At 61.3% G+C, this 26,933-nt stretch carries 24 protein-coding genes; 11 read left to right on the top strand and 13 right to left on the bottom strand.

Annotated features, from left to right (window positions below; genetic code table 11):
* Positions 1 to 21: 21 nt before the first annotated feature.
* On the top strand, positions 22 to 1,635 hold the full coding sequence (locus ACKUG4_RS12950) for an EAL domain-containing protein (RefSeq protein ID WP_170928281.1): 1,614 nt from the start codon (positions 22 to 24) through the stop codon (positions 1,633 to 1,635).
* Here ACKUG4_RS12950 and ACKUG4_RS12945 read toward each other — a convergent pair.
* Both ACKUG4_RS12945 and algB read right to left on the bottom strand, forming a co-directional pair.
* Entirely contained in the window at positions 1,632 to 3,422 is a 1,791-nt protein-coding gene (locus tag ACKUG4_RS12945; protein ID WP_445434146.1) for a KinB sensor domain-containing domain, read from the bottom strand. The two genes, ACKUG4_RS12950 and ACKUG4_RS12945, sit on opposite strands and share 4 nt — an antisense overlap.
* Before the next feature lie 10 nt (positions 3,423 to 3,432).
* Complete coding sequence (gene algB, locus ACKUG4_RS12940) at positions 3,433 to 4,779, bottom strand: sigma-54-dependent response regulator transcription factor AlgB (protein WP_007954049.1); 1,347 nt, start codon at positions 4,777 to 4,779, stop codon at positions 3,433 to 3,435.
* 427 nt (positions 4,780 to 5,206) lie between these two features.
* Between algB and ACKUG4_RS12935 the strand changes: the two genes are divergently transcribed.
* The 5 genes from ACKUG4_RS12935 (at position 5,207) to ACKUG4_RS12915 (ending at position 9,551) form a co-directional block, all read left to right on the top strand.
* Entirely contained in the window at positions 5,207 to 5,491 is a 285-nt protein-coding gene (locus tag ACKUG4_RS12935; protein WP_445434145.1) for a hypothetical protein, read from the top strand.
* A gap of 67 nt (positions 5,492 to 5,558) precedes the next feature.
* Complete coding sequence (locus ACKUG4_RS12930) at positions 5,559 to 5,723, top strand: DUF1328 domain-containing protein (protein ID WP_003177151.1); 165 nt, start codon at positions 5,559 to 5,561, stop codon at positions 5,721 to 5,723.
* Positions 5,724 to 5,725: 2 nt separating this feature from the next.
* Positions 5,726 to 6,190 (top strand): inhibitor of vertebrate lysozyme family protein, encoded by a 465-nt coding sequence (locus ACKUG4_RS12925; protein ID WP_039764879.1) that lies wholly within the window; start codon positions 5,726 to 5,728, stop codon positions 6,188 to 6,190.
* Between the two features lie 697 nt (positions 6,191 to 6,887).
* Positions 6,888 to 8,219, top strand: a complete 1,332-nt coding sequence (gene gltP, locus ACKUG4_RS12920) for a glutamate/aspartate:proton symporter GltP (protein WP_064592462.1) — start codon at positions 6,888 to 6,890, stop codon at positions 8,217 to 8,219.
* A 102-nt stretch (positions 8,220 to 8,321) separates the two neighbouring features.
* Entirely contained in the window at positions 8,322 to 9,551 is a 1,230-nt protein-coding gene (locus tag ACKUG4_RS12915; RefSeq protein WP_085647178.1) for a spore maturation protein, read from the top strand.
* Between the two features lie 3 nt (positions 9,552 to 9,554).
* On the opposite strand, the gene ACKUG4_RS12910 is transcribed toward ACKUG4_RS12915, so the two are convergent.
* The 9 genes from ACKUG4_RS12910 to ACKUG4_RS12870 all read right to left on the bottom strand — a co-directional run bounded on the left by ACKUG4_RS12910 (position 9,555) and on the right by ACKUG4_RS12870 (position 19,731).
* Positions 9,555 to 10,181, bottom strand: coding sequence for an ABC-type transport auxiliary lipoprotein family protein (locus ACKUG4_RS12910; RefSeq protein ID WP_064592458.1), 627 nt, complete (start codon positions 10,179 to 10,181; stop codon positions 9,555 to 9,557).
* Complete coding sequence (locus ACKUG4_RS12905) at positions 10,178 to 11,116, bottom strand: MlaD family protein (RefSeq protein ID WP_039764886.1); 939 nt, start codon at positions 11,114 to 11,116, stop codon at positions 10,178 to 10,180. Before ACKUG4_RS12905 ends, ACKUG4_RS12910 begins: the two co-directional genes overlap by 4 nt.
* A gap of 1 nt (position 11,117) precedes the next feature.
* Positions 11,118 to 11,921: an ABC transporter ATP-binding protein gene (locus ACKUG4_RS12900; RefSeq protein WP_064592457.1), complete on the bottom strand. Its 804-nt coding sequence runs from the start codon at positions 11,919 to 11,921 to the stop codon at positions 11,118 to 11,120.
* Positions 11,918 to 13,066 carry an ABC transporter permease gene (locus ACKUG4_RS12895; RefSeq protein WP_085647177.1) on the bottom strand — a complete coding sequence of 383 codons (1,149 nt, stop codon included), beginning with the start codon at positions 13,064 to 13,066 and terminating at the stop codon, positions 11,918 to 11,920. The genes ACKUG4_RS12900 and ACKUG4_RS12895 overlap by 4 nt, the downstream gene beginning before the upstream one ends.
* Positions 13,067 to 13,121: 55 nt before the next feature.
* Complete coding sequence (locus ACKUG4_RS12890; protein WP_039764894.1) at positions 13,122 to 14,150, bottom strand: DUF5924 family protein; 1,029 nt, start codon at positions 14,148 to 14,150, stop codon at positions 13,122 to 13,124.
* A gap of 75 nt (positions 14,151 to 14,225) precedes the next feature.
* Positions 14,226 to 15,617: a M16 family metallopeptidase gene (locus ACKUG4_RS12885; RefSeq protein ID WP_445434144.1), complete on the bottom strand. Its 1,392-nt coding sequence runs from the start codon at positions 15,615 to 15,617 to the stop codon at positions 14,226 to 14,228.
* A gap of 94 nt (positions 15,618 to 15,711) precedes the next feature.
* Complete coding sequence (locus ACKUG4_RS12880; protein WP_445434143.1) at positions 15,712 to 17,370, bottom strand: Na/Pi cotransporter family protein; 1,659 nt, start codon at positions 17,368 to 17,370, stop codon at positions 15,712 to 15,714.
* Between the two features lie 214 nt (positions 17,371 to 17,584).
* Positions 17,585 to 18,352 carry a TerC family protein gene (locus tag ACKUG4_RS12875; RefSeq protein ID WP_445434142.1) on the bottom strand — a complete coding sequence of 256 codons (768 nt, stop codon included), beginning with the start codon at positions 18,350 to 18,352 and terminating at the stop codon, positions 17,585 to 17,587.
* A gap of 71 nt (positions 18,353 to 18,423) precedes the next feature.
* On the bottom strand, positions 18,424 to 19,731 hold the full coding sequence (locus ACKUG4_RS12870; RefSeq protein WP_007954069.1) for a CitMHS family transporter: 1,308 nt from the start codon (positions 19,729 to 19,731) through the stop codon (positions 18,424 to 18,426).
* A 336-nt stretch (positions 19,732 to 20,067) separates the two neighbouring features.
* On the opposite strand from ACKUG4_RS12870, the gene ACKUG4_RS12865 reads away from it, so the two are divergent.
* On the top strand, positions 20,068 to 20,469 hold the full coding sequence (locus ACKUG4_RS12865; protein ID WP_445434141.1) for a GFA family protein: 402 nt from the start codon (positions 20,068 to 20,070) through the stop codon (positions 20,467 to 20,469).
* Here ACKUG4_RS12865 and ACKUG4_RS12860 read toward each other — a convergent pair whose 3' ends face one another.
* On the bottom strand, positions 20,470 to 20,796 hold the full coding sequence (locus ACKUG4_RS12860; protein ID WP_039764906.1) for a DOPA 4,5-dioxygenase family protein: 327 nt from the start codon (positions 20,794 to 20,796) through the stop codon (positions 20,470 to 20,472).
* A gap of 84 nt (positions 20,797 to 20,880) precedes the next feature.
* On the opposite strand from ACKUG4_RS12860, the gene ACKUG4_RS12855 reads away from it, so the two are divergent.
* Positions 20,881 to 21,540, top strand: coding sequence for an NAD(P)-dependent oxidoreductase (locus tag ACKUG4_RS12855; protein ID WP_064592438.1), 660 nt, complete (start codon positions 20,881 to 20,883; stop codon positions 21,538 to 21,540).
* A gap of 3 nt (positions 21,541 to 21,543) precedes the next feature.
* On the opposite strand, the gene ACKUG4_RS12850 is transcribed toward ACKUG4_RS12855, so the two are convergent.
* A complete protein-coding gene (locus ACKUG4_RS12850; protein WP_445434140.1) occupies positions 21,544 to 22,494 on the bottom strand; it encodes a choline sulfate utilization transcriptional regulator in 951 nt (316 codons plus the stop codon).
* Positions 22,495 to 22,608: 114 nt separating this feature from the next.
* Here ACKUG4_RS12850 and betC point away from each other — a divergent pair, with 114 nt between their 5' ends.
* The 3 genes from betC (at position 22,609) to ACKUG4_RS12835 (ending at position 26,920) form a co-directional block, all read left to right on the top strand.
* On the top strand, positions 22,609 to 24,123 hold the full coding sequence (gene betC, locus ACKUG4_RS12845; RefSeq protein ID WP_445434139.1) for a choline-sulfatase: 1,515 nt from the start codon (positions 22,609 to 22,611) through the stop codon (positions 24,121 to 24,123).
* 16 nt (positions 24,124 to 24,139) lie between these two features.
* Positions 24,140 to 25,057 carry a choline ABC transporter substrate-binding protein gene (gene choX / locus ACKUG4_RS12840; protein ID WP_445434138.1) on the top strand — a complete coding sequence of 306 codons (918 nt, stop codon included), beginning with the start codon at positions 24,140 to 24,142 and terminating at the stop codon, positions 25,055 to 25,057.
* 294 nt (positions 25,058 to 25,351) lie between these two features.
* Positions 25,352 to 26,920 (top strand): SulP family inorganic anion transporter, encoded by a 1,569-nt coding sequence (locus ACKUG4_RS12835; RefSeq protein WP_445434137.1) that lies wholly within the window; start codon positions 25,352 to 25,354, stop codon positions 26,918 to 26,920.
* Positions 26,921 to 26,933: the final 13 nt, after the last annotated feature.

The following is a 26,933-nucleotide window of genomic DNA, read 5'->3' as shown; positions in this document are numbered from 1 at the left end:
GTAATTCTTCGGATATCCATGATGGTTGCTACCCGAGAGACGCTGCGTAGCTGGTTTTATCGCCCCTGGTTTCTGGCGATGATCGCGGCTGTCCTCAGTGCGAGCCTGCTGATCACCGGCGGGCTGTTCGTGGCCGTTCGGCAGGTCGAGCAAAGCGAAAGCCAGGAAATGAACGCCCAGGGCGAGCGGTTCCTGGCACGTCTGGAGCAACTCTTCGGCCAGTTGCGCGAAAGCCTCGACGACCTCGAAGCCCAGCCCTTGCGCAGCTGCGACGACGAAATGATCGCCACGTTGCAGCAAGTGACGTTCAACTACCGCTTCGTCTATGAAGCCGCCTACATGGACGCCACGCGGATTTGCTCCAACCGTCCGCGCCAGGAAGGCCTGTCGGTGATCCGTCCTCCGGACATCAAGGGCCCGACCTACAGCTACTGGCTGAACACCACCACCGAACCCGATGAAAACCGCGCAGCGCTGATGCTCGGGCGCGGCAACTTTCGCGTAGCCACCTCGCGCGGACATCTCACCGACATGGTCGACCTGTTGCCCGGCAGCAGCCTGTTGGTAGTGCTGGATCACGGGACCCGGGCGATTCCGGTGCTCGGCGTTCCACAGGTTTGGCCACCCACCGAACCCTGGCCGCCGAAAACCCCGAACGCGCTGCAAGTCACCCAGTCACACCTGATCTACCGCATGCCCACTGACAATCCGGAATACCAACTGGTGCTGATCAGCCCGCGCACGGGCATGCACATTCCGGAGCTCTGGTGGTGGATGGTGCCTTTCTGTCTGGTGCTCGGTGCGCTGGTGGGCGTTCTGGTGTTCTGGGTCGTGCGCCAGCGCCAGTCGCTCGACGCCGAGCTGCACGGCGCCATCCGCCGCGGCGAGTTGCAGGTGCTTTATCAGCCGATCTTCGATCTCGACAGCCGCAACTGCGTCGGTGCCGAAGCCTTGCTGCGCTGGCGCCGGCCGGACGGCACGCTGACCAGCCCTGACCTGTTCATCCCGATGGCCGAGAACACCGGACAGATTCGCCAGATGACCGACTTCGTCCTGCAACGCCTGCTCGAGCAGTTGGGTCAGTTGCTGCGGGCCAATCCGCAGCTGTACATCTCGGTGAATCTGGCCGCCTGCGACGTGATGGTGCCGCGCATCGGCCAGGTCATGGCGCGGCTGCTGACCCTGCATCGGGTGGCGGCGCGGCAGATTGCTTTCGAGGTGACCGAGCGCGGCCTGATCGATGTGGTGGTAGCCCGGGAAAACCTGCAGGCGCTGCGCGATGTCGGGCATCAGGTGCTGATCGACGATTTCGGCACCGGCTATTGCAGCCTGGCCTATTTGCAAACCCTGCCGGTGGATTGCCTGAAGATCGATAAGGCCTTCATCGACGCCCTCGGCCATGACGCCGCCAGCAGCGGCGTCGCGCCACACATCATTCACATGGCCCAGGCGCTGGACCTGAAGGTGATTGCCGAAGGGATCGAATTCGAGTCACAAGCGGCGCTGCTGAGCAGTGAAGGGGTGAAGTTCGGGCAGGGCTGGTTGTTCGCCCACGCCTTGAGCGCGGTGCAGTTCATCGAACTGATTACCCGTGGACGGCGACTCGCCGGCCGCCGGATCGACGACGAAGCCTAAACCGCCAGCGCCATATAGAACTGCGTGCCCTGCCCCGGCCGCGAGTAAACGCCCATCCGCCCACCGTGCAACTGGACGATTTCCTTGCACAGCGCCAGACCCAGCCCGGCCCCACCCTTCTTGCGGCCCACCTGAACGAAAGGTTCGAAAATCCGCCCTTGCTGACCGTAGGCAATCCCTTCGCCGTTGTCTTCGACGCTGATGATCACCCGTTCGCCATGGCGACGGGCCTGCAAGCGGATCAGCCCGTCGCGCGCCGTGTGGCGCAAGGCGTTGTCGATCAGGTTGTCGAGGACTCGATCGAGCTGCGCCTGATCCGCCTGCAAGCGTGGCAGCGGGCTCTGCGCTTCGACGGTCAAGGTAACGCCCTTCTGCGCTGCCGAATCGGCGAAACGCAAACGCGCCTGCTCCAGCAGATCCTCGATGGAGCACGGCGCCAGTGTGAGTTTCTGCAAACCGCTCTGATAACGCGAAAAGTTGAGCAGATCGTTGATCAACTGCATCAGGCGCTGCATTTCTTCATTGACCGTGTCGAGCAGGTCGGACTCACGCGACTCCAAAGGAAACTTCGCCCGCTCCCGGAACAGTCCGAACGCCATGTGCATGCCCGTGACTGGCGTGCGCAGTTCGTGAGAGGCGCGCAACACGAATTCGCTGCGCACCCGTTCGAAGGCGCGCTGCTCGGTGACGTCGTGCAGGACCATCACGGCGCCGAGGATATGCCCCTGGGTATGGCTGACCGGCGTCAGGCTGTAGGTCAGCAGGCGCGTTTCGCCATCGACCTCAATGCTCAAATCTTCCGGCGCCCGCTCAAGGTTGCCACCGCGCAACACCAGTTGCAGCTGTGCATCCAGCTCCGGTCGCTGAAGCGCCGTGCCGAGGCCCTCGCCGAAACGGTCGCTGTCCCAGCCCAGTTGTCGCTGGGCCACCGGGTTCAAGTGTTCCAGACGACCCTGACGGTCGATCATCAGCAAACCGTCATCGATGCTGTCGAGCACCGCTTGCAGGCGCTGCTGGCCGGCGAGCAATTCGTCGACATTGGTCGCCTGATGTTCGCGCAGGGCTTCGGCCATCAGCCCGAAGCGCCGGGTCAGCAGGTTGATTTCCATGGCCGAGGACACCGGCAGGGTCACCTCGAAATTGCCTTGGCCGATATTGTCCGCCGCTTTGGCCAGCGCTTCGATCGGCGCACCAAACCGCCGGGCAATGCCCTGGGCGGTAACGAAGCCAATGATCAGCACCGCCAGCCCCACCAGTCCCAACAGGCCAGCGATCAGCAACGCGCGGTCGCGGGCGGCATGCTGGACAGAATTGATGTTGTCCAGTGCGTGCTTGTGCTCGGTAATCAATCCGTTGCGCAGCGTGTTGAAGCGCTCACGCAAGTCGCCACCGCCGCTCAGGGCAGCAGCCGGGTCGCGGGAAATGTCGAACGCCTGGAGGAAGCTCAGGTAATCGGCTCTGGCCTGACTGAATCCATACTGGCGATCGTCGTCTTTCTGCTCCTGGGCGATGCCCTCGTCGAGCAACTGGAAGTAATGCTGTTTGGACGCTTCGAACGCCACGGGGTCGGGCTTTTCGGCAAGCATCATGATCAGTTGATCGCCGAGGGTCTGGCGCAGCTTGAGCCCCAGATCGAGGGTGACGAAGTTGTTGCGGATCAGCGCCTCCTGAGTGCCGGCCATCTGCATCACGCTGACCAGCCCGAGCATCAGCCCGAGCAAGGCCACGGTGATCAGCGCGGAAATGCTCAGGAACAAGCGAGTCCGCAACTTCATCGCCAGTTTCATCGGCGAATGCTCACAGGTTGTACTGCTTGCGTTTGCGATACAGCGTCGAGGCGTCGATCCCCAGGGTCTTGGCGGCCTGATCGAGAGTTCCGGCGGTCGCCAGTACCGCGCCGATGTGGGCTTTCTCCAACTCGTCGAGGCTCAACGCAGCGCCGACCCGTGGCGCGTTGTTGGCCGGTTGCTCCGCCATGCCGAGGTGGCTGATTTCCACACGTTCCTGCGGGCAAATGATGCTGGCCCGCTCGACCACGTTACGCAGCTCGCGGATGTTGCCCGGCCAGCGATAGCCCAGCAGCGCCTCGCGAGCCTCATCACTGAAGCCCCGGGCCGGACGCGCGTATTCCTTGACGAAGCGGGCGAGGAACCGGTCGGCCAGGGTCAGGATGTCTTCGGCCCGCTCGCGCAGCGGCGGCAAATGCAAGGTGATGACGTTCAGACGATAGAGCAGGTCTTCGCGGAAACGTCCGTCACGCACCATGTCTTCGAGATTGAGGTTGGTGGCGGCAAGGATCCGCACATCGGCGCGGCGGGTGACCGGATCGCCTACCCGCTCGTATTCCTTGTCCTGGATGAAACGCAGCAACTTGGGTTGCAATGTCAGCGGAAAATCGCCGATCTCGTCGAGAAACAGCGTACCGCCATCGGCCTGATTGACTCGACCCAGCGTGCTTTCACTGGCGCCGGTGAACGCGCCGCGACTGTGACCGAACAGCTCGCTTTCCATCAGTTCGGCGGTCAGCGACGGGCAGTTGATGGTGACGCAGGATTTCTTCTCGCGCTTGCTCCAGCCGTGAATGGCTCGGGCCAGCTCACCTTTACCTGTGCCCGACTCACCAAGGATCAGGATGTTGGCATCGGTGCCCGCCACTTGCCGCGCCGTTTCCAGGACGACTTTCATCGCCGGGCTGTGGGAATCGAGGCCATCCTTGGGTTTGCGGATCTCGCCTTCGAGGGCTTCCAGACGCGCCGACAGCTGGCGCACTTCAAGCTGTTTGGCGGTCGCGAGGCGCAATTGATCCGGGCTGCAGGGTTTGACCAGATAATCGGCAGCGCCGGCCTGAATGGCGTCCACCGCGGTGTCGACGGCCGAATGGGCGGTGACGATCACCACCCGCATCCACGGCGCCTGAATGCGCATCTGCGCCAAAACATCCAGGCCGTTGTCTTCGCCCAGACGCAAATCGAGGAAACACAGGTCGAACACCTGACGTTGCAGCAGCGCGTCAGCCTGGGCCGCGCTGTTGGCGGTGGCGACGGTATAACCTTCGTCTTCGAGGCAATAACGAAAGGTTCGCAGGATGGCAGATTCATCATCCACCAGCAGAATGCGGCCTTGGTGCTCAGTGGCTGATTCCATTTTTCCTACGCTCCATAAGTGAATGTCTTGGGTTAGTCCCGGAAAAATCGGGCAAGTTGCATGGTTGATTCTGATCGATTCCAGTCATAGCAGGGTAGCTCTCTCCTGCCCTCACGGCTAATCCACTGATTTTGTTGATTTTTTAAACATCGCACAGTTTCAGGACGGTTTCCTGCCTCCTTTTCTGACATCCGCACCCTGCTCTCAATTCAAAAAGAATGATTTCTCCTACGAAATAATCGTGCATTACGCACGACGCTGCGAGGGTCATCGTGCAGGATGCGTCGTCAGTAACTTTTACCGCATCTATAACTATCTGATTTTATTAGATTTTTTTAAACAAAAAAGCTGGCATGCGGGCTGCAATACATCATTCAGCCCGGGCAGAAATGCACTGCCCCCACCGAACAAGAGTGAGGAACCCAGGATGACTCGCCAACGTGCCGCCCAAATGCGTATTTCGCCACTGCATCTGCAGCAGGCCCTGTTTGGCGCACTTGCGCTGCTGATCACTCTGATCGCCTGCCAGCAATATCTGCGCTGGGAGCAGAGCCAGCAGACTGAGCCCCTGATTTCCATGCAACACGCGACGCAGACGCACTTCAGCGCCGTCAGCAGCAGCCAGGCCGACAACGGCGCGATGCGCATGATGGATGTCGACCAGCCACAACCGCTGGGCGACATGCCACGTGAAGAACGCTGGGTTTTCTGATCAACGAATCTGGGCGCCCCCGCGCCGAGACCGGCAACATCCCTAAATAGAAGCAAGGAGAATCACCATGTTGAGCTGGGCAATCACATTCCTGATCATTGCCATCATCGCCGCAGTACTGGGCTTCGGTGGTATCGCGGGCACCGCCACGGGTATCGCCAAGATTCTGTTTGTCGTGTTCCTGGTGATGTTCATCGCTTCCTTCTTCTTTGGCCGTCGCGGTCGAGGTTGAACATGAAGGGGTTAAAGACACTGGCAGCCGCCCTGCTCCTGGGCGGTAGTGCCATGGCAATCGCGGCCAATGACGGCCAGGCGCGGGTCAACGAACTGTTGAGTTCCGACCCGCAATACAGGGAAACCTGGGAAGGCGTGGTGAAGAAGGAAGAACGCCTGCCGGAATGGGTGATGAACCTGTCTGGCACGCCTGACCAGCAGATGAATGCCGTGACCGAAGATGGCGACAAGTATCTGGTCGGTCCGCTCTGCGAATCCGCAGACAAGTGCATGAACCATCGCTTGATCGTCGCGTTCAGTTTCGACAAGAAAGACGCTTACGCCATGCTTGTGGATGTGCCTGAAGGACTGCCGGCGGACAAGTCGCCAACGCGACATGCCACCTACCGCTTCCTCGGCAAACCCGATCAGGGCATGCAAAACCTTCTGATGGAAACGCTGAAGAAAGATCCGAACTGGTATTGAACACGAGGGCAGCCGAAAGGCTGTCCTCCATTGCGTCGGCCCGAGGAAGGCCGGTGCATGACCAGGGGGCCGGGACGTTCTGACTGTTGCAGGGTCGGAGTGACCTACGGGTACAGGGAGTGCCTGCGATGAGGGCCGGGTCAGGGTAAAAGCTGCGACGCAAGTTCGCCAACCGGAGTGGTTCGACGGACTTGCGCTGGGCTTTCAACGTGACAAAACGTTGATCCAGAGCGTTCTGCTCAACTTTTTTATCGCTCACACTGCATGCGAAAGCATTTCGCGGTGTTTCCTGGCGACCGTATATCGAGAAAGAGTCGATCGAATCAGTCGGACATTTAGTTTCCGAACGTAGGCTTTTTCCTAAATTTTTCGTCGAAATCACTCGTTCAAAAAATAACCAACCTACGCTGTAATGGCCGGTTCACGGCACTTATGCCTGCCGAAATGTCGTATTCGAACCGGTTGGGACGCCAGTTTCATAAAAAAAAGCTCATGCCGATTCGGCATAGGGTAGGCGTTTACGGCATTAGACGGCGCAACCTTGCATCGGAATAGTTGCGCCTTTTTTCGCCTGCCGGAGAGCCGTAAACACGCGCTTCGGGGCACCTTATACGGAGGCAGATGCACAGACTTTTCCGCTGATGAGCGTTCCAGTTCCTGCATGTGCCTGAGTCAAACGCAAGTAAGGGTAAAGATAATGAAGAAGGCAAAGCTTAGCCTCGCCTGGCAGATCCTCATCGGTCTGGTATTGGGGATTGCAATCGGCGCGTTGCTTAACCATTTCAGCGCCGAAAAGGCCTGGTGGATCAGCAACGTCCTGCAACCGGCAGGCGATATCTTTATCCGTCTGATCAAGATGATCGTGATCCCGATCGTCATCTCTTCCCTGATCGTCGGCATCGCCGGCGTGGGCGACGCCAAGAAACTCGGGCGCATCGGCCTGAAAACCATCATCTACTTCGAAATCGTCACCACCATCGCCATCGTCGTCGGCCTGCTGCTGGCCAACCTGTTCCATCCGGGTGCCGGCATCGACATGAGCACCCTGGGCACTGTGGACATCTCCAAGTACCAGGCGACCGCCGCCGAAGTGCAGCATGAACACGCGTTCATCGAGACCATCCTCAACCTGATCCCGTCGAACATCTTCGCGGCCATGGCTCGCGGCGAAATGCTGCCGATCATCTTCTTCTCCGTGCTGTTCGGTCTCGGTCTGTCGAGCCTGCAGTCGGACCTGCGCGAGCCGCTGGTGAAGATGTTCCAGGGCGTATCGGAAAGCATGTTCAAAGTCACCCACATGATCATGAACTACGCGCCAATCGGCGTGTTCGCCCTGATCGCGGTGACCGTGGCCAACTTCGGTTTCGCCTCGCTGCTGCCGCTGGCCAAGCTGGTGATCCTGGTTTACGTCGCCATCGCCTTCTTCGCCTTTGTGGTGTTGGGCCTGATCGCCAAGATGTTCGGTTTCTCGGTGATCAAGCTGATGCGCATCTTCAAGGATGAGCTGGTCCTGGCCTACTCCACCGCCTCCTCGGAAACCGTGCTGCCACGGGTGATCGAGAAGATGGAAGCCTACGGCGCACCAAAAGCCATCTGCAGTTTCGTAGTGCCGACCGGTTACTCGTTCAACCTCGACGGCTCGACCCTGTACCAGTCCATCGCGGCGATCTTCATTGCCCAGTTGTACGGCATCGACCTGTCGATCAGCCAGCAACTGCTGCTGGTCCTGACCCTGATGGTTACCTCCAAAGGCATCGCCGGCGTGCCGGGCGTGTCCTTCGTGGTGCTGCTGGCCACCCTGGGCAGCGTGGGTATTCCGCTGGAAGGCCTGGCCTTCATCGCCGGTGTCGACCGTGTGATGGACATGGCGCGTACCGCCCTGAACGTGATCGGCAACGCCCTCGCCGTACTGGTCATCGCCCGCTGGGAAGGCATGTACGACGACGCCAAGGGCCAGCGCTACTGGAACTCGCTGCCGCACTGGCGCAGCAAGGAAAAACTGCCGGCCGGTGACGTTTCGAACAACTGATCCCCGCCCGCAAGGCACCCTGACAAACCCCGGAGAAATCCGGGGTTTGTCGTTTCTGGCGACCCCGCTATCATTCGCCGCATCTTCCGGGGGATTTGACTGATGCTTAATGGCCTGTGGCTTGGCTTCTTCATCGTGGCAGCCGTTTCGGCGCTGGGGCAATGGCTGATCGGCGGCAATGCCGGGATCTTCGCGGCGATGGTGGAAAGCATTTTTGCCATGGCCAAGCTGTCGGTCGAAGTCATGGTGCTGCTGTTCGGCACGCTGACCCTGTGGCTGGGTTTCCTGCGCATCGCCGAGAAGGCTGGCATCGTTGAATGGCTGGCCAAAGTGCTCGGGCCACTGTTCCTGCGGCTGATGCCGGAAGTTCCAGCCGGACATCCCGCGCTGGGCCTGATCACCCTGAACTTCGCCGCCAACGGCCTGGGCCTGGACAACGCCGCCACGCCGATCGGCCTTAAAGCCATGAAAGCGCTGCAAGAGCTCAACCCCAGCTCGACCATCGCCAGCAACGCGCAAATCCTGTTCCTCGTACTGAATGCCTCGTCCCTGACCCTGCTGCCGGTGACGATCTTCATGTATCGCGCCCAGCAAGGCGCGCCGGACCCGACGCTGGTGTTCCTGCCGATCCTGCTGGCCACCAGTTGCTCGACCATCGTCGGCTTCCTGTCGGTGGCGTTCATGCAGCGCCTGCGGGTTTGGGACCCCGTGGTGCTGGCCTACCTGATTCCCGGCGCGCTGATCCTCGGCGGCTTCATGGCGTTGCTCGCGACAATGTCGGCCACTGCGCTGGCGGGCCTGTCGTCGATCCTCGGCAACCTGACGCTGTTCGGCCTGATCATGCTGTTCCTGGTGATCGGCGCCTTGCGCAAGGTGAAGGTCTACGAAGCGTTCGTCGAAGGTGCGAAGGAAGGTTTCGACGTCGCCAAGAACCTGCTGCCGTATCTGGTGGCGATGCTCTGCGCGATCGGCGTATTGCGCGCATCGGGCGCACTGGACTTCGGCCTCGACGGCATCCGCCATCTGGTGGAGTGGGCAGGGTGGGACACGCGCTTCGTCGATGCGCTGCCGACCGCCATGGTCAAACCGTTCTCCGGCAGCGCCGCCCGGGCGATGCTGATCGAAACGATGAAGACCTCGGGCGTGGACAGCTTCCCGGCGCTGGTGGCCGCAACGATTCAGGGCAGCACCGAAACCACGTTCTACGTGCTGGCGGTGTACTTCGGCGCGGTGGGCATCCAGCGCGCCCGGCATGCCGTGGGTTGTGCGCTGCTGGCCGAGCTGGCGGGTGTGCTCGGCGCTATCGGCGTCTGCTACTGGTTCTTCGGTTAAGCCTCAAGGCCGGGCAGGTGGGGCAACTTTCTGCCCTTGCTCCACCGCCCACGCCACGACTTTCGCGGTGAGACGATCACTGGCCTGCCCGAATCCGGCCACCACCGCCGGAACCTTCACATCACTGAGCGGCTGACGCTCTTCGAAGCGGCGACTGGCGAGAATCCGTTGGTCATAACCGCGCACCAGCAACGCATCGACCCGCACCACCACGCTGGCCTGCGTGCCCTGATACTCGGTCTGAAACGCCTGCAGGCTGCCGCCCAATTCCAGGTCTGCCTGGAAGTTGCTGTCGTCGGTGCTCAACAGCGATACCCGGCCATCGCGCTGGAATCCATCAAGCAACCGATTACGCATCAGCACCGGTGCCGGATCGCTCCAGCGCGAGGCCTTGTAGCTGCTGATCACATCTCCCTGAGGAATCACCGCAATGCTCGGCCGGTTCAGCGCTTCGCTGGCCTGCAGTTTGTTCAGGCGCAGCGACCAGTGCTGAGCAGCCGCCGAACCGGCCGAGGCGGGTGCCTGTGCCGCCGGCAGGCGATAGACATCCGACGGTTCGGACTTGGGCAGGATCGAGCACGCGCTGATCAGCGTGAAGCCGGCGAGGAGGGCGAGGCGAGTCAGCTTCATGGCGTGAACTCCTTGTTCTTGTCACTGCCCAGCAGGTAACCGCTGGGGTTGGCCTCCAGGCGTTGGGAAATGGCGCGCAGCGAATTCAGAGTCTCCCTCAGTTCGCGAATCGCCGGGGCCAGGCCGTTGAGGCCCTGCATGCCGCTGTCGAGGGAATTCTGATTCTTGCTGAGCAGGCCGTTGATGGTGACGCTGCTTTGCTCCAGGGATTTCATCGCCTGTTCGGCACTGCCGAGCGCCTGTTTGCCCTGATCGTTGAGCAGGCCGTTGGCGTTGCGCATCAGCGCGGACGTCTGTTCGAGCATGTTGCCGGCCTGTTTGCCGACCGTCGCCAGTTGCTGCATGGCCTGACGCAGGTCGCCGCGCTGATCGTTGATCGAACCGGTGGTCTGCTCCAGATGCTCGAGGGTCTTGCTCACGCGCTCGATGTTGTCGGCAGAGAACATCTGATTGGCATTACTGAGCAACGTCGTGACCCCGCTCATCAAATCGTTGCTGTCGCTGAGCAGCCGCGAGATGGGCGAGGGCGATGCGACGATGGTCGGCAGGTTGCCGTCATGGCCCTTGAGTTTCGGACTTTGCGGCGTGCCTCCGCTGAGCTGGATGATCGAGGTGCCGGTGATCCCGGCCAGAGCCAGTTTGGCTTCGGTGTCTTCCTTGACCGGCGTGTCGCCGGCCAGACGAATGCGTGCCAGCACCCGACGTGGGTCCTGCGGGTCGAGGCGCAGGCTGACCACGTCGCCGACCTTGATCCCGCTGTACTGCACCGGGCTGCCCCGGGACAGGCCGCTGACCGCCTCGTTGAACACGACTTCGTAATCCTTGAACTCGGTGTCGACACTGGACTTGGCCAGCCACAGACCGAAGAGCAGGGCGCCTGCCACCACAATCACCGTGAACAGGCCGATCAACACATGATGGGCTCGGGTTTCCATGTCAGACCTCGTTGAGCTGTTTGGCGGCGTCCAGCGCCGAGCGGCCGCGAGGGCCGTGGAAGTATTCGTGAATCCACGCGTCGTCGGTTTCCGAGACCACGTCGATGGGACCGGCCACCAGCACCTTCTTCTGCGCCAATACCGCGACGCGGTCGGTGATGGTGTAGAGCGTGTCGAGGTCGTGGGTCACCAGAAATACGCTCAGGCCCAGGGCATCGCGCAGGGTCAGGATCAATTGGTCGAACTGCGCGGCGCCAATCGGATCGAGGCCGGCGGTGGGTTCGTCGAGAAACAGGATGTCCGGGTCCAGCGCCAGCGCTCGGGCCAGCGCCGCGCGCTTGATCATGCCGCCGGACAGCGAGGCGGGGTACTTGTCCGCCGCCGACAGCGGAAGACCGGCCAGCGCCAGCTTCACCGCCGCCAGATGCTCGGCGTCGTCGCGGCTGAGCCCGGCGTGTTCGATCAGGGGCAGGGCGACGTTCTCGGTGACGGTCAGCGACGAAAACAGCGCGCCTTTCTGGAACAACACACCAAAGCGCCGCTCGATCAGCGAACGCTCATGCTCCGGCAGGCTCGGCAGGTTCTGGCCGAACACCTTGACCATGCCTTCGCTGGGCTGGCGCAAGCCGACGATGCTGCGCAGCAACACCGATTTGCCGCTGCCGGAACCGCCGACCACGGCCAGGATTTCGCCCTTGTACAAATCGAGGTCGAGGTTCTCGTGCACGCTCTGGCGGCCGAAGCGATTGCACAGGCCACGAACTTCGATCACCGCCTCGGAGGGCGCGCGGGGTAGACGACTCACCAGCCCATCTCCATGAAGAACAGCGCGGCGACCGCATCAAGCACGATCACCACGAAAATCGATTGCACCACGCTGGAGGTGGTGTGGGCGCCGACCGATTCGGCGCTGCCGCTGACCTTGAAGCCTTCGAGACAGCCGATGGCGGCGATCAGGAATGCAAAGATCGGGGCTTTGACCAGGCCCACCAGGAAATGTTGAATCCCTATGTCGCTTTGCAGCAGCGACAGGAACATCGCCGGCGAGATATCCAGCGACACCGCGCAGACCACCGCGCCGCCGACGATCCCGCAGATCATCGCCAGAAAGGTCAGCATCGGCAGCGCCACCAGCAGCGCCAGCACCCGTGGTACCACCAGTAATTCCATGGGGTCGAGGCCAAGCGTGCGAATCGCGTCGATTTCCTCGTTGGCCTTCATCGAGCCGATCTGCGCGGTGAAGGCACTGGCCGTGCGGCCGGCCATCAGGATCGCTGTGAGCAACACGCCGAACTCGCGCAGGAAGGCGAAGCCCACCAGATCCACGGTGAATACGCTGGCACCGAAACTGGCCAGCACCGTCGCCCCGAGGAACGCCACCACCGCGCCCACCAGAAAGGTCAGCAACGCGACGATGGGCGCAGCGTCGAGGCCGGTCTGTTCGATGTGGGCGATCATCGGCGTGATCCGCCAGCGCTTGGGCCGGAACAGGCTGCGGGCGATGGTTTCGAGAATCAGGCCGACGAAGCCGAGCAATTGCAGGGTGTCTCGCCAGACCGTGTCGACGGCCCGACCGATGCGCGTCAGCAGTTGCACGCTGACGCTGATTTCCGGTTCCTTGATCGGCACGCAGAAATCGGTCAGCGAGCGATACACGGTCTGCAGCAGGGCGCGGTCGGCGCTGGAAATCGTGCAGTCGGGGTGTTCGGCGGACTTGCCCAGCCGCTCCGAGCCGAGCAGCTCCACCAGCAGCGACGCACCGGCGGTGTCGAGGGCGCCGAGGCCGTTGAGATCGATGGGCGTGTTGGCGTCGTACTGGCCGTGGAGCGTTTCGCTCAGTTGCTTGAGGTCGGCGTAATGGGCAAGCGTCCAGTCCCCGGTGACCCGCAGGCGGGCAGGGGTGATCGAGGTGTCCAGGCGGGCACTGCCGGTCGTTGGGCTGCTGGTCATAAGCTCCGTGCTTGTTCGGCTTTTGAGACGAACCTACGTAATAGCACGAACCCGGTTACTTTTCTTTGGTCGGTGTGCTGTCCGTGACCTCGAAGCGCAGCACGCCAATCACCTGACCGTCTTCGGTCAACACCCGCACCTGCCACTTGCCTGCCGGGTTGCCGGGGAAGTTCTGCTTGTGGGTCCAGGCCCGGTAGCCTTCCTTGCGCCCCCCGTGGATGTCGAGGGCGATGCGGTCGACCTCTTTGCCGTTGAACTGCCAGACGTGATAAATCCGCTCGTCGAGCCCGCGCGGCGCGTTAATCGCGGTGTAGGCGTAGAGGCCGCCGCCACGGATCTGTTCGGCGCTGACTTCCTTGAGGCTGGCCCCCGGCACCCGGTCCTGCACCTGAGTGCTGATCGCCACGTCGGTCATCCACAGCGTCGCCGGCGGCACCCACGAACGCAGGACCCAGCCCACACCACCGATGCCGACCGTAATGCACAGGATCGCCAGGGCATTGCGCACGGTGCGGATCGGGAAGATCGACGCCAGGCTCGGGAACGACAACACCACCGCAATCCCCAGCGCCCATTTGAAGCTCTGCGAAGTGGTCAGGTGCATGATCACCGGCAGCGCCGTGAGCAGGGCGGCGAACAGGGTCAGAGTGTGCAGCGCGAGGAACGCCCAGCGCCGTGGCGCCAGCCACTTGTAGTAGAGCGGGTCGACGATCGAGATCAGCGCCGCGATGCACAACAGCCCGGTGAAAAACAGCTGGCCACTGTTCCAGGTGGTGGTGATGAAGAAGAACGGCAGGACGAAAAACAGGCTTTCCTGGTGAATCATCTGCGTCGCGTAACGCAGCAGCGGCTGGGGGATTTCCCGTTTGAAGATCCGCGTGAACAGTTTGGTCAGGCTGTTTTCCAGCATCAGCCAGATCCAGCTCAGCAGCATGATCGTGGTGATCCAGCTCGCCAGCCCCTGTTGCCGGTCGACCAGAATGAAGCTGCCGACCCCGGAGATGAAACCGCCGAGCGCAATGACCCCGGGGTAGCGCTTCATCAGTTCGAGAATGCGCTGGATCAGGAGGGTCAGTTTAGACATTTGGGCGGTTCACGAGAGTCGAGGAAAAAACCCCGACAGAGTACCGCCCGCCGGGCCGTGTGGCGAGGCTGCCGGTCATTCCGGATGCACGGACTTGCGCCGATGCAGGCGCCAGCCGAGCAGAATCAGCACCAGCACGCCCAATCCGCCCGCGAGCAGCCACAACACCTGATCGTCGCTGAGCAGCGGTTTCTCGATCCGCAGATAACCCGGTTGCAGCAGCAACTCGCGCATGGCCTTGTTCGCCGCCTCCAGCGTCACGCCTTGCAGCTCCCGCGCAGGATCGGCAAAGCGGCCATCCTCGTAGTCCCCCAGCGCGCTCCAGTAATAGTCGGCCATGGCGCTGGTGCCTTGCACGGCCCAGGCCTGGTGGGCGATGTCGGCTTGTTTCAAGCGATTGAAGGTGTCGGCGTCGAGGCCGTTTTTCAGCAGGTCGGCCTTGAGGTCTTTCAGCACCTGCTCGGCTTCGGCGATATCGCCGCGATCCAGGTCGGCGTTGAGGCTCATGAAACCGACGCCGCCGAACACTTCGCGTTCGGCCCATGGCCCGTAGGACAAACCGTGGTTCAGGCGCAACTGGCGGTACAGCGCCCACTCCAGGTATTCCTTGAGCAGGTCGAAGGTTTCGTCGTACTGATCGTCCAGCACCGGCTCCGGCACCAGCCAGTGCAGCTTGGCGCTGTTGCCGATGAAACCGCGAGTGATCGTGCGTTCGTGAGCGGCGCTGGCGCGGATGTCCGGCAACGGGCGGTGTTCGCTCGGCTCGACCGCTTCCAGCGCGCCCCACGCCCGTTCCAGATAGGCCGGCAGCAGTTTGTCGAGGTCACCGACGACGATCAGGGTCATGTTGTTCGGCGCGTACCAGGCCTTGCGCACCTTCTCCAGCTGTTCGCGGGTCAGGCCATCGACTTCAGCCCGCTGCGGACATTTCAGGCCCAGTTCGACCGCCAGTTGGTTGCTCGCGGTGTGGCCCAGGTCCTGCCGGTCGAGGAAGCGTTGCAGGCGGGTGTAGTGACCGCCGTCCTCGCGCTCGACCACGCGTTTGGCGGCGTTGATCGCGTTGTCGTCGAAGCGGGTCTGGGTCAGCAGGTCCAGCAACAGGTCGAGTACCTTGCGCTGGTTTTTCGCCGGGGCTTCGATGACGAACGTGGTGTCGGCGTTGCTGGTGAAAGCGTTCCAGTCGCCGCCGAGTGCCTGCATGCGCTCTTCGAGACCACCTTCACCGGTGGCGTCGATGCCGCTGAACAGCAAGTGTTCGAGCAGGTGCGGCAGCTCCTTTTCATTGCAGTCGAAATCGTCGAGACCGACGCCGATCACCAGCCGGATCGCCACGTGCCCACGCTCGGTGCCGGGCTTGAGCAGCAATTGCAAACCGTTGGGCAGCGCATAGCCTTCGACCTGAAAACGATCCAGGGCGAAGGCGGGCAGGGAACCGAGCAGCAGACAAGCGAACAACAGGCAACGCATAACGAGCTTCCATACGGCTGAATTGGAGATCCGTGTCGTCAGTCCGGCCGCGAGGCCAAACCTTGAGTTACTGACTGACCACAACCCCAGACGTTCAAGGCGAATGCGTGATGTCCGCCATATCGTCCGCCGCCAGCGCGCCGGTATCGGAAGTTTCCAGCACCACATAGGCGCTGCTGCAGAACAGCGAGTTCAAACGTTTCATGTCAGCAATCAGCTCCAGGTGCAACGAACTGGTCTCGATACTCTGCACGATCTTGCGTTGCAATCGGCTGACATGGGCGTGGGCCAGACGCCGTTCCTGGGCGCGAAAGCGACGTTTCTCGCGCAGCAACTGGCGGGCGCTTTCCTTGTCGCCGCTGAGGAACACCGAAAGCCCCAGCCGCAGATTCGCGATCAATTGCTGTTGCAGGCCGGCCAGTTCTTCCAGTCCGTCTTCGGAAAACGACCGGCGTTGCGAAGTCTTCTGCTGCTGCACTTTGCGCAGCATGCGTTCGATCAGGTCGCTGGCCAGTTTGAGGTTGATCGCCAGCTCGATGATCTCCGCCCAGCGCCGACTGTCCTGTTCGCCAAGATCTTCGCGGGGCATTTGCGCCAGGTACAGCTTGATCGCGCTGTACAGCGCTTCGACGTCATCGGTCAGCTTGCGCATTTCCTGGGTGACGGCGGTCTGCTTGCCGCGCAGCACGTCGAGGGTCGCGTCGAGCATGTTGTCGATCAGGTCGCCCATGCGCAGGGTTTCCCGGGCGGCGTTGGCCAGTGCCAGGCTCGGCGTGACCAGCGCGGTGGGATCAAGGTGGCGGGGCTTGGCGGTGCCGTTGACCTCCGGCCGCTCCGGCAGCAGCCAGGCGCACAGCCGCGCCATCGGCCCGACGCTCGGCAGCAGGATCAGGCAGCGCGCGGTGTTGTAGAGCAGGTGGAAACCGATGACCATTTCCTGCGGGCTGAAATCCAGGCTGTCGATCCAGTGCACCAGCGGGTCGAGCACCGGAATGATCAGCAGCAGCCCGATCAGCTTGTACAGCAGGCTGCCCAGCGCCACCTGCCGGCCGGCGGCGTTCTGCATGCTGGTGCTCATGAACGCCAGCACGCCGCTGCCGATGTTGGCGCCGATCACCAGACCGATCGCCACCGGCAGGCTGATCACCGCAGCGCCGGCGAGGGTAGCGGTCAGCAGCACGGCCGCCAGGCTGGAGTAGGAAATCATCGCGAACAGCGCGCCGACCAAGGCGTCGAGCAGGATATCGCCGGTCAACGAGGCGAAAATCACCTTCACCCCTTGGGCATGGGTGATCGGCGCAGCGGCCTCGACGATCAATTGCAGCGCCAGAATGATCAGCCCCAGCCCAATGGACACGCGGCCCATCTGCCCGAGCCGCGTCTGTTTGCGCGACAGAAAAAAAATCACCCCGATAAAAATCAGCAGCGGCGACAGCCACGACAGGTCGAACGTCAGCACTCGCGCCATCAGTGCCGTACCAACGTCGGCACCGAGCATGGTCGCCAGGGCCGGGGTCAACGCCATCAGGCCCTGACCGACAAACGACGTCACGAGCATGGCGGTGGCGTTGCTGCTCTGCACCATCGCGGTCACGAGAATGCCGGCGATGAAGGCGAGCCAGCGTTTGGACATGTTCTGGCCGATCACGTGGCGCAGATTGGTGCCGTATACCCGCAGGATGCCGGTTCGAACGATATGCGTGCCCCAGATCAGCAGGGCCACGGCAGACAGCAAATTGAGCAGGGTGAGCATGCAGACCCCCTGTAATGGCAGCGCCCCAGAGGGGCAAGTTGACGGTACCGCGCAATTTCTACGTTCTGATACTTAAGCTGTAGTTGGCTAACGGTCTGGGCGCCAGCATTGCACAGCTAAAGCGGGGATTGAAACAAAAGTGTCATGAAAACAGGTTCATGCGGCCATGAAAAAAGGGCCCGAAGACCCTTTGATCATCAGCGCTGCGTTCGGGTTACTGACCCGGAATATCCTTGCGCAGCTTCACCGGATTCTGCTGTTTGCGTTTTTTCGCGATGGCGGTGCGCATCTTGATGTTGATCGCTTCGACCGCCAGCGAGAACGCCATGGCGAAGTAGACGTAGCCTTTCGGTACGTGCACGTCGAACGATTCGGCAATCAGCACGGTGCCGACCACCAGCAGGAACGACAGCGCGAGCATTTTCAGCGACGGGTGCTTGTCGATGAATTCGCTGATCTTGCCCGAGGCCAGCATCATCACCAGCACGGCCACGATGATCGCCGCGACCATGACCGGAACGTGGGACACCATGCCGACGGCGGTGATCACCGAGTCCAGCGAGAACACGATGTCGATGATTGCGATCTGGATGATGGTGTAGAGGAAGTTGCCGCCCTTGCCCGAAGGCTCGTCGTCGCTTTCATCTTCACCTTCCAGTGCGTGGTACATCTCCTGGGAGCTTTTCCACAGCAGGAACAGGCCACCGAAGAACAGGATCAGGTCGCGACCGGAAATGCCCTGGCCGAACACTTCGAACAGGTCGGCGGTGAGGCGCATGACCCAGGTGATCGACAGCAGCAACAGGATCCGCGTGATCATGGCCAGGCCAAGACCGAAGATCCGGGTGCGCTGCTGCATGTGTTTGGGCATGCGGCTGACCAGGATCGAAATCATGATGATGTTATCGATGCCCAGAACGATTTCCAGGGCGGTCAGGGTGAAGAAGGCAACCCAGATCTCAGGGTTGGTCAGCCATTCCATGTGTATTCCTTTGAGCGAGTGTTAAACCAGGACGCCAGCAATCAGCTGGCGTCCGGGTGAGTTTGGTGCCGTTACAACGTGCTGAACAGCGGGAAAGTCCCCAACAACAGGGCGGCGACCAGTATGCACAGGCAGACCAGCACTGCCCACTTCAGGGTGAAACGCTGGTGATCGCCGAACTCGATCCCCGCCAGTGCCACCAGCAGGTATGTCGACGGCACCAGTGGGCTCAGCAGGTGAACCGGCTGACCGACGATCGAGGCACGGGCCATTTCCACCGCGGTGATGCCGTAATGGCTGGCCGCTTCGGACAACACCGGCAACACACCGTAGTAGAACGCATCGTTCGACATGAAGAACGTGAACGGCATGCTCACCAGCGCCGTGATCACCGCCAGGTACGGGCCGAGGAAATCAGGGATCACCGCCAGCAGGCTTTTCGACATCGCATCGACCATGCCGGTGCCCGACAGGATACCGGTGAAAATGCCCGCCGCGAAGATCAGACTGACCACCGACAGCACGCTGCCGGCGTGGGCGGCGACGCGATCCTTCTGCATTTGCAGGCAAGGGTAGTTGACGATCATGGCAATACTGAACGCCACCATGAACAGCACCGGCAGCGGCAACAGGCCGGCAATCAACGTGCACATCAGCGCCAGGGTCAGCAGGCCGTTGAACCAGATCAGTTTCGGACGGCGGGCATCCGGGAATTGCGAGACGCTGATTTCGCTGTGATCGATTTCGTCGCCGATCAGGTGCAGCTCACCCAGACGCGCACGCTCACGTTTGCCGTAGAAGTAGGCAATGATCAGGATCGCCACCACACCGGCAGCCATCGCCGGGATCATCGGTACGAAGATGTCCGACGGGTCCACATGCAGCGCACTGGCGGCACGGGCGGTCGGGCCACCCCATGGGGTCATGTTCATCACGCCACCGGCGAGGATGATCAGACCGGCCATGATCCGCGGGCTCATGCCGATGCGGCTGTACAGCGGCAGCATGGCGGCCACGCAGATCATGTAAGTGGTCGCGCCGTCACCATCGAGGGAAACGACGAGCGCCAGTACGGCGGTGCCGACCGAAACTTTCAGCGGGTCGCCCTTGACCAGTTTGAGGATCTTGCGCACGGCCGGGTCGAACAGGCCGGAGTCGATCATCAGGGCGAAATACAGAATCGCGAACATCAGCATCACGCCGGTCGGCGCGAGCTTGGTAATACCTTCGAGCATCATCGGGCCGATCTTCGGAGCAAAGCCACCGAACAGGGCGAACAGGATCGGGATGATGATCAGAGCGATCAGCGCAGACAGGCGCTTGGTCATGATCAGGAACATGAACGTGATGACCATGGCGAAGCCAAGGAAAGTCAGCATGGGAATACTCCAGGCGTAGCGCGGCTAGGTAAGTGAGCGGATCGGGTTGGATCAGCGCAGAACGGGAAGCACAAGGCGTACGAGCGGAGTGTCAGAAAAAAGGCGTGGGAGGAGGCGGGTTGCAGAGGACATCAGAATCACCATTGTTGTTGTTAATTGGGCCTGTCGTGCGAGCAATCACACGCGTTGGCCAACCGGTCTGTTGCCGGCAGTGGGGGCGATCCTAATCGGGGAACCTTTCAGCTACCTTTCGCGCAAGAAAGCTTTGGGCGAACGGCCAACCGGCCGTCGGATGCGGGCTAGAGTCAATGAACACGGGAAGCGGAGGGCAGGGCGATGACTGATTTGCACGGCGGTGGTTGCCACTGCGGACATATCCGCTATCAGTTCAGCGGAGCATTGCACGACATCGCCCACTGTCATTGTTCGATTTGCCGAAAAGTCAGCGGTGGCATCGTCACCACCTGGATCACGCTGCCGGCAGCGAACTTCCAGTGGCTGGCCGGAACACCTTTGCGCTACGACTCTTCAGACAGCTGCGCACGGTTCTTCTGCCCGAACTGCGGCGCACAACTGGCGCTGGTAACGTTGCTCAGCCCCGAGAGCATCGACCTGACGATCGCCACACTGGATCATCCGGAGCAGGCCGCCGCCGAGCGGCATATCTGGACCGACAGCCAGTTGCCATGGCTGCACCTGGACGAGCATTTACCTGGCGAACCCGAAGAAACCATCTGATTAAAAAACAGACAGATCCAGCGGCCGCATCGCGCCCATCCAGATTGCATGGTCGGTGTGGTCGAGCAAGTCATCGCCGGTGTCCGGGTGCAGGAACACCACCAATCCCTTGCGATTGAGCGCCAGCCACGGCAGCACATCGCCGATCAGCTCCGGGCCGAAGGCCAGCTGGCAGCTCCAATCCGGGTGCGGGCCGACCGGGCGTTCATGCACGCGGCCCATCTTCAATGGAAATAATTGCGCGGCCTGCTCACACAGTGCCCGCGCCTGTTCGATCGTGCTGGCGTCGTAATAAACGTGGGCGTGATAACCCTTGATCGTCTGCATCGCAAACCCTCTGAATCGGTTCGAACCCTCGGCGTTGCCCGTATGTCACACGCCATACAAGGGAAAACAAAAGGAACCTCAGCCATGAAAAATGCCGAAACCCCGGCGGTGAAAGTGGTGCTCTATGGTGCCATGAGTAGCCTGGGCAGCGCGTTGATGGCTGAACTGCTGCGTCGCCAGCATGAAGTCATCGCCATCCTCGACGATTTGACGGCGCTCGCACCACGGCCGGGGCTGCGCACCAAAAGCGGCGATCTGCTCGATGCCGAGCGGGTCAACCAGAGTGTCGCCGGCAGCTCGGCAGTGATCTGCCTGCTCAATGCGCCGGGCTTGCCGCTGAGCAGCGATCATGTCGAAAAATCCGTGGTGCTGGGGCCGGTGGAACAGGTGCTGGCGGTGGATGCGCTTATCGATGGGCTACAGGCGGCAAACGTCTCGCGGCTGTTTGTCATCGGCGAATTCGAAGCACTGGATGATCCGGAAAACGCCGAACCGCTGCAACGCCACGCCGCTCTGGAAGTGCGCGAAGCCCTGCAAAGCAGCCCGTTGCACTGGACGCTGGTGAACGCACCGCGCAGCGTCGCCGGACTGACGATCGAGCATTTCAGTCAGGTCGGCCGCACGCTGGAACCGGGACTGGCTGAACCGCTGGAACGCCTGAACCGGGTGGCGGTGGGGATTGCCGATGAGCTGCGACTGAATCTGCATATCCATCAACACGTGGATTTTGTTGCCGCCTCCTGATCGTTATACCGCAATTGACGGCAGCGGCAGCCCGGCCAGGGATTCGGCGCTGCTGGCCTGTTCGGCCATCAGCCAGTCCACGAACGTCTGAATCAACGCGCCCCGGCGCTTGCGCTGTGGCAGCACCACGTAATAACCGAGACGCGACAGGGTGGTTTCGGCGATCGGCCGGCACAATAGACCTTGAGTGAGCAAGTTATCCACAAGGTGCCGCCAGCCAATTGCCACGCCCTGACCGCCAATCGCCGCTTGAATCAGCAGGGTGTAATTGTCGAAGCGCAGTTGGCCCGGCGCTGGCGGCACGCTGATGTTCAGCGCGCGGAACAGACCGCTCCAGTCGAACCAGTTACTGCTGTTTTCTCCGCGCAGGTGCAGCAGCGGAAACTCCATCAATGCCTGGGCCGGCAAGGGCAGGGGGCGATCCTTGAGCAATTGCGGGCTGCACACCGGAAACACTTCTTCACTGAACAACCAGTGACTTTCGCCCTGTTTGAAGCGACCGTCGCCGAACAGTACGGCAACGTCGATATCCGGGCGCAACATGTTGTGATTGCGCTCGCTGGTAACCAGGCTCACGTCCACCTGTGGATAAGCCTCATGGAAACGGTGCAAGCGCGGCATCAGCCAATAGGCGGCAAAGGCGAAATCGGTGGCAACCTGCAGCACTTCATGTTGCTGCTGTGTGCTGATCGCGCTCAATCCTGCATCGATGTTCTGCAACCCGAGGGTAACTTGCTCGAACAGGATCGAGCCAACCTCGGTCAGTTCGATGCCCCGGTAGATGCGATCGAACAGCCGCGTGCCGAGCTGTTTTTCCAGCCGTTTGATTTGTTGGCTGATGGCCGGTTGCGTCGTGCCGAGCTCCACCGCCGCAGCGGTAAAACTGCGATGACGGGCCGCCGCCTCGAAGGCGCGCAGCAGGTCCAGCGACAGATCACCGAGGGCTTCATACATAAGCTGTGCTTATCCTAGTCATTGTCCGGCGCGGGCTTTACCGGATATTGCGTGGAATCCATGCTCGATCGCAGCAATGTCGCATAAATATTCACTATGGAATGCCGCGATCACATGAAGCGCAAGAACATTCTTTTCATCATGGCCGATCAAATGGCCGCGCCAATGTTGCCGTTCTACGGCCCGTCGCCGATCAAACTGCCGAATCTCAGCCGCCTCGCCGAACAAGGCGTGGTATTCGATGCCGCTTACTGCAACAGCCCGCTGTGCGCACCGTCGCGTTTCACCCTGGTCAGCGGCCAGTTGCCGAGCAAGATCGGCGCCTACGACAACGCCGCCGATTTCCCCGCCGACATTCCCACCTACGCCCATTACCTGCGCCGCCTCGGCTATCGCACCGCGCTGTCGGGCAAGATGCATTTCTGCGGCCCCGATCAACTGCACGGTTACGAAGAGCGCCTGACCAGCGACATCTATCCGGCCGACTACGGCTGGGCGGTGAACTGGGACGAGCCTGATGTGCGGCCGAGCTGGTATCACAACATGTCGTCGGTGTTGCAGGCCGGCCCGTGCGTACGCACCAACCAGCTCGACTTCGACGAAGAGGTGGTGTTCAAGGCTCAGCAATACCTGTTCGACCATATCCGCGAGGATGGCGATCAGCCGTTTTGCCTGACCGTGTCGATGACTCACCCCCACGACCCGTACACGATTCCCAAGGCGTTCTGGGATTTGTACGACGATGCGGATATCCCGCTTCCGACGACGCCGGATCAGCGTTCACTCGATCCGCACTCCCAGCGTTTGCTCAAGGTTTATGATCTGTGGGACAAGCCGCTGCCTGTGGATAAAATCCGCGACGCCCGTCGGGCGTACTTCGGTGCATGCAGCTATATCGACGCCAATGTCGGCAAACTTCTGCAAACCCTCGAGGACTGTGGGCTGGCGGACGACACCGTCGTTGTGTTCTCCGGTGACCATGGGGACATGCTCGGCGAACGCGGCCTCTGGTACAAAATGCACTGGTTCGAGATGGCTGCGCGGGTGCCCCTGTTGATAAGTGCACCTGGCCAGTTCCAATCAGGCCGTGTCAGCGCCGCGGTGTCCACCGCCGATCTGTTGCCGACCTTCGTCGAGCTGGCCGGCGGCAGCCTGGAGCCTGACCTGCCGCTGGACGGCCGTTCGCTGGTTCCGCACCTGCAAAGGCAGGGCGGTCACGACGAGGTGTTCGGCGAATACATGGCCGAGGGCACCGTCAGCCCGCTGATGATGATCCGTCGTGGCGCCTACAAATTTATCTACAGCGAATCCGACCCTTGCCTACTCTTCGATGTGGATAACGATCCACGCGAGCAGGAAGAACTCAGCCAATCACCGCAACATCGCCGGCTGTTCGACGATTTTCTCGCCGAAGCACGGGCCAGGTGGGACATCCCGGCAATCCACCGCGAAGTCCTCGAAAGCCAGCGTCGTCGGCGTTTCGTCGCCGAGGCGCTGACGATCGGCAAGCTGAAGAGCTGGGATCACCAGCCGCTGGTAGACGCCAGTCAGCAATACATGCGCAACCACATCGACCTCGATGACCTGGAGCGCAAGGCCCGTTATCCACAACCCTGCCAAAACCAATAACGTTAAGGGGAAGTCCATGGTCAAGTTATCCACAGTCCTGACGGTCAGCCTGCTGGCACTGGGCAGCGCATCCGCGTTCGCCGAGAGCTGCGACACGGTGAAAATGGCCGACCCCGGCTGGAGCGACATCGCCGCGACCAATGCCATCACCGGGTTTCTGCTGGATGGCATGGGCTACAAGGCCAAGGTCGACACCCTCGCGGTGCCGATCACCTTCGGCGGCTTGAAGGATGGCCAGGTCGACGTGTTCCTCGGCAACTGGATGCCGGCGCAGCAGGGTTTCTACGACAAGTTCGTCGCCACGGGTGATGTCACCCAACTGGCGAAGAACCTCGACGGCACCGAATTCACCCTGGCCGTGCCGGATTACGTGTGGGACGCGGGTGTGCATAACTTTGCCGACCTGAATAAGTACGCCGATAAATTCGAGAAGAAGATTTACGGCATCGGCTCCGGCGCGCCAGCGAACATCTCGCTGCAAGAGATCATCAAGAAAAACGACTTCGACCTGGGCCAGTGGAAGCTGATCGAGTCCAGCGAACAGGCGATGCTGGCTGAAGTCTCGCGGGCGGTGAAGAAACAGAAATTCGTCACCTTCCTCGGCTGGACCCCGCACCCGATGAACGTGCAGCTGAAAATGCACTACCTCAAGGGCGGCGAGAAGTACTTTGGCGACACCGGCAGCGTCTACACCCTGACCCGCAAGGGCTACGCCGAGGCCTGTCCGAATGTGGGTAAATTGCTGACCAATCTTTCGTTCACTCAAGAGATGGAGAACAGCATCATGGCCGAGGTGGTGAACAAGAAAGTCAGCAATGCGGAGGCGGCGAAGGCCTGGATCAAGGCGAATCCGGCGGTGTTGGATAAGTGGCTTGATGGCGTGAAGACGGTGGATGGCAAAGATGCGTTGGCGGCGGTTAAAGCGAAGCTTTGATCGTGCGGTTGCTGGAATTGTGCCTGGCTTGAGATTTTTGCCCCCTCACCCCAACCCTCTCCCCCAAGGGGGCGAGGGGGAAAGGGAGCCGATTTTCGTTGGCTTCAGAATTTGAGTTCGACTCAGGACTTGCAGGTCGATGTATTCAAACCTAACACCTCGGTCAGTCCCCTCTCCCTCCGGGCGGTCCGACGTTTCGGGAGGGTTAGGGTGAGGGAAGGATTCAACTGACACACAACGACATCCGAAACTACCCTGTTACCCTTGCACCATTCCCGCAAACCGAGAGGATCCATGGCCCTCCCCAGCCGTCGCTCACTTTTCCCCTTCCTGACCTGGCTGCCCCGGCAGACCCGCGCCAGCGTCGGGCGGGACCTGGTCGTCGGACTCAGCGGTGCGATTCTCGCTTTACCCCAGTCGATTGCCTACGCGCTGATCGCCGGTCTCCCACCGGAATACGGGCTCTACGCCGCCATCGTTCCGGTATTGATCGCCTGCCTGTGGGGCTCGTCGTGGCACTTGATCTGCGGCCCGACAGCGGCCATTTCGATTGTGCTGTTCGCCAGTGTCAGCCCACTGGCGGTGCCTGCGTCACAGGACTACATCACCCTGATTCTGTTGCTGACCTTCCTCGCCGGGATTTTCCAGTATTTGCTTGGGCTGCTGCGCTTCGGCGCGCTGGTGAATTTCGTCTCACATTCCGTGGTGCTGGGTTTCACCCTCGGCGCTGCGGTGGTGATTGCCATCGGTCAATTGCCGAACCTGCTGGGACTGGATCTGCCGGCCAAGGCCACGGCGCTGGCCAGCCTGATGGATCTGCTGCGCCATCTCGGGGCTGTGGATAAACCGTCGCTGGTCCTCGGTGTCGCCACGGTGGTGGTCGGTGCGCTGCTCAAACAATGGCTGCCACGCTGGCCGACGCTGTTGATGACCTTGGTGCTCGGCAGTCTGGTGGTGTGGCTGTGGCCGGCGATGTTCGGCCACGTTCAGTTGGTCAGCGCGTTTGTCGGGCGCTTGCCGCCGTTCAGTGGACTGCCGCTGGATATGGATCTGATCCTGCGCCTGCTGCCCAGCGCCGTGGCGGTGGGCATGCTCGGGCTGGTCACCAGCCTGTCGATTGCCCGTTCGATTTCCGCGCGCTCGCAACAGCTGCTCGATGCCAATCAGGAAGTCCGCGCGCAAGGGCTTTCGAACATTGTCGGGGCGTTCTTTTCGGGATCGTTGTCCGCCGGCTCGTTCACCCGTTCCGGGCTGAGCTATGAAGCCGGGGCGTGTTCGCCACTGGCCGGGGTGTTTTCGGCGTTGTGGGTGGCACTGTTCGCGATATTCGGTGCGGGGCTGATCGCGCATATTCCGATCCCGGCCATGGCCGGCAGCATTCTGCTGATCGCCTGGGGACTGGTGGATCATCGCGGCATTCGTGCACTGCTGCGGGTCAGCCGGGCGGAATTCGTGGTGATGGGCCTGACCTGCATTGCCACGTTGCTGCTGGAATTGCAGACGGCAATCTATGCCGGCGTGCTCGCCTCGCTGTTTTTCTACCTCAAGCGCACCTCGCAGCCGAGAGTACAACACTGGCGTGATGGCGAAGATGATGTACTGCGGGTCGGCGGCTCGATCTTTTTCGGCGCCAGCCACTACCTGCAAGTGCGCCTGCAACGGATGCACGGCGCGCGGGTGGTGATCGAGGCGCAACAGATCAACTTCATCGACTATTCCGGCGTGGAAATGCTCCATCAGGAAGCCCGGCGCCTGCTGCGCCAGGATCGCAGCCTGACCTTGCGTCAGGCGCGACCGCAGGTGGTGGAGGAGTTGCGCAAACTCGAAGGGCCGGAGAAATGCCCGATCCGCTTTGAAGATTGAAGAAGAACCCGTT

It is taken from the genome of Candidatus Pseudomonas auctus (genome assembly GCF_048654275.1).
GTDB classification, from domain to species: domain Bacteria; phylum Pseudomonadota; class Gammaproteobacteria; order Pseudomonadales; family Pseudomonadaceae; genus Aquipseudomonas; species Aquipseudomonas pharyngis.
The sequence above is the reverse complement of the archived record's forward strand: the minus strand, read 5'-3'. Positions and strand labels throughout refer to the sequence as shown.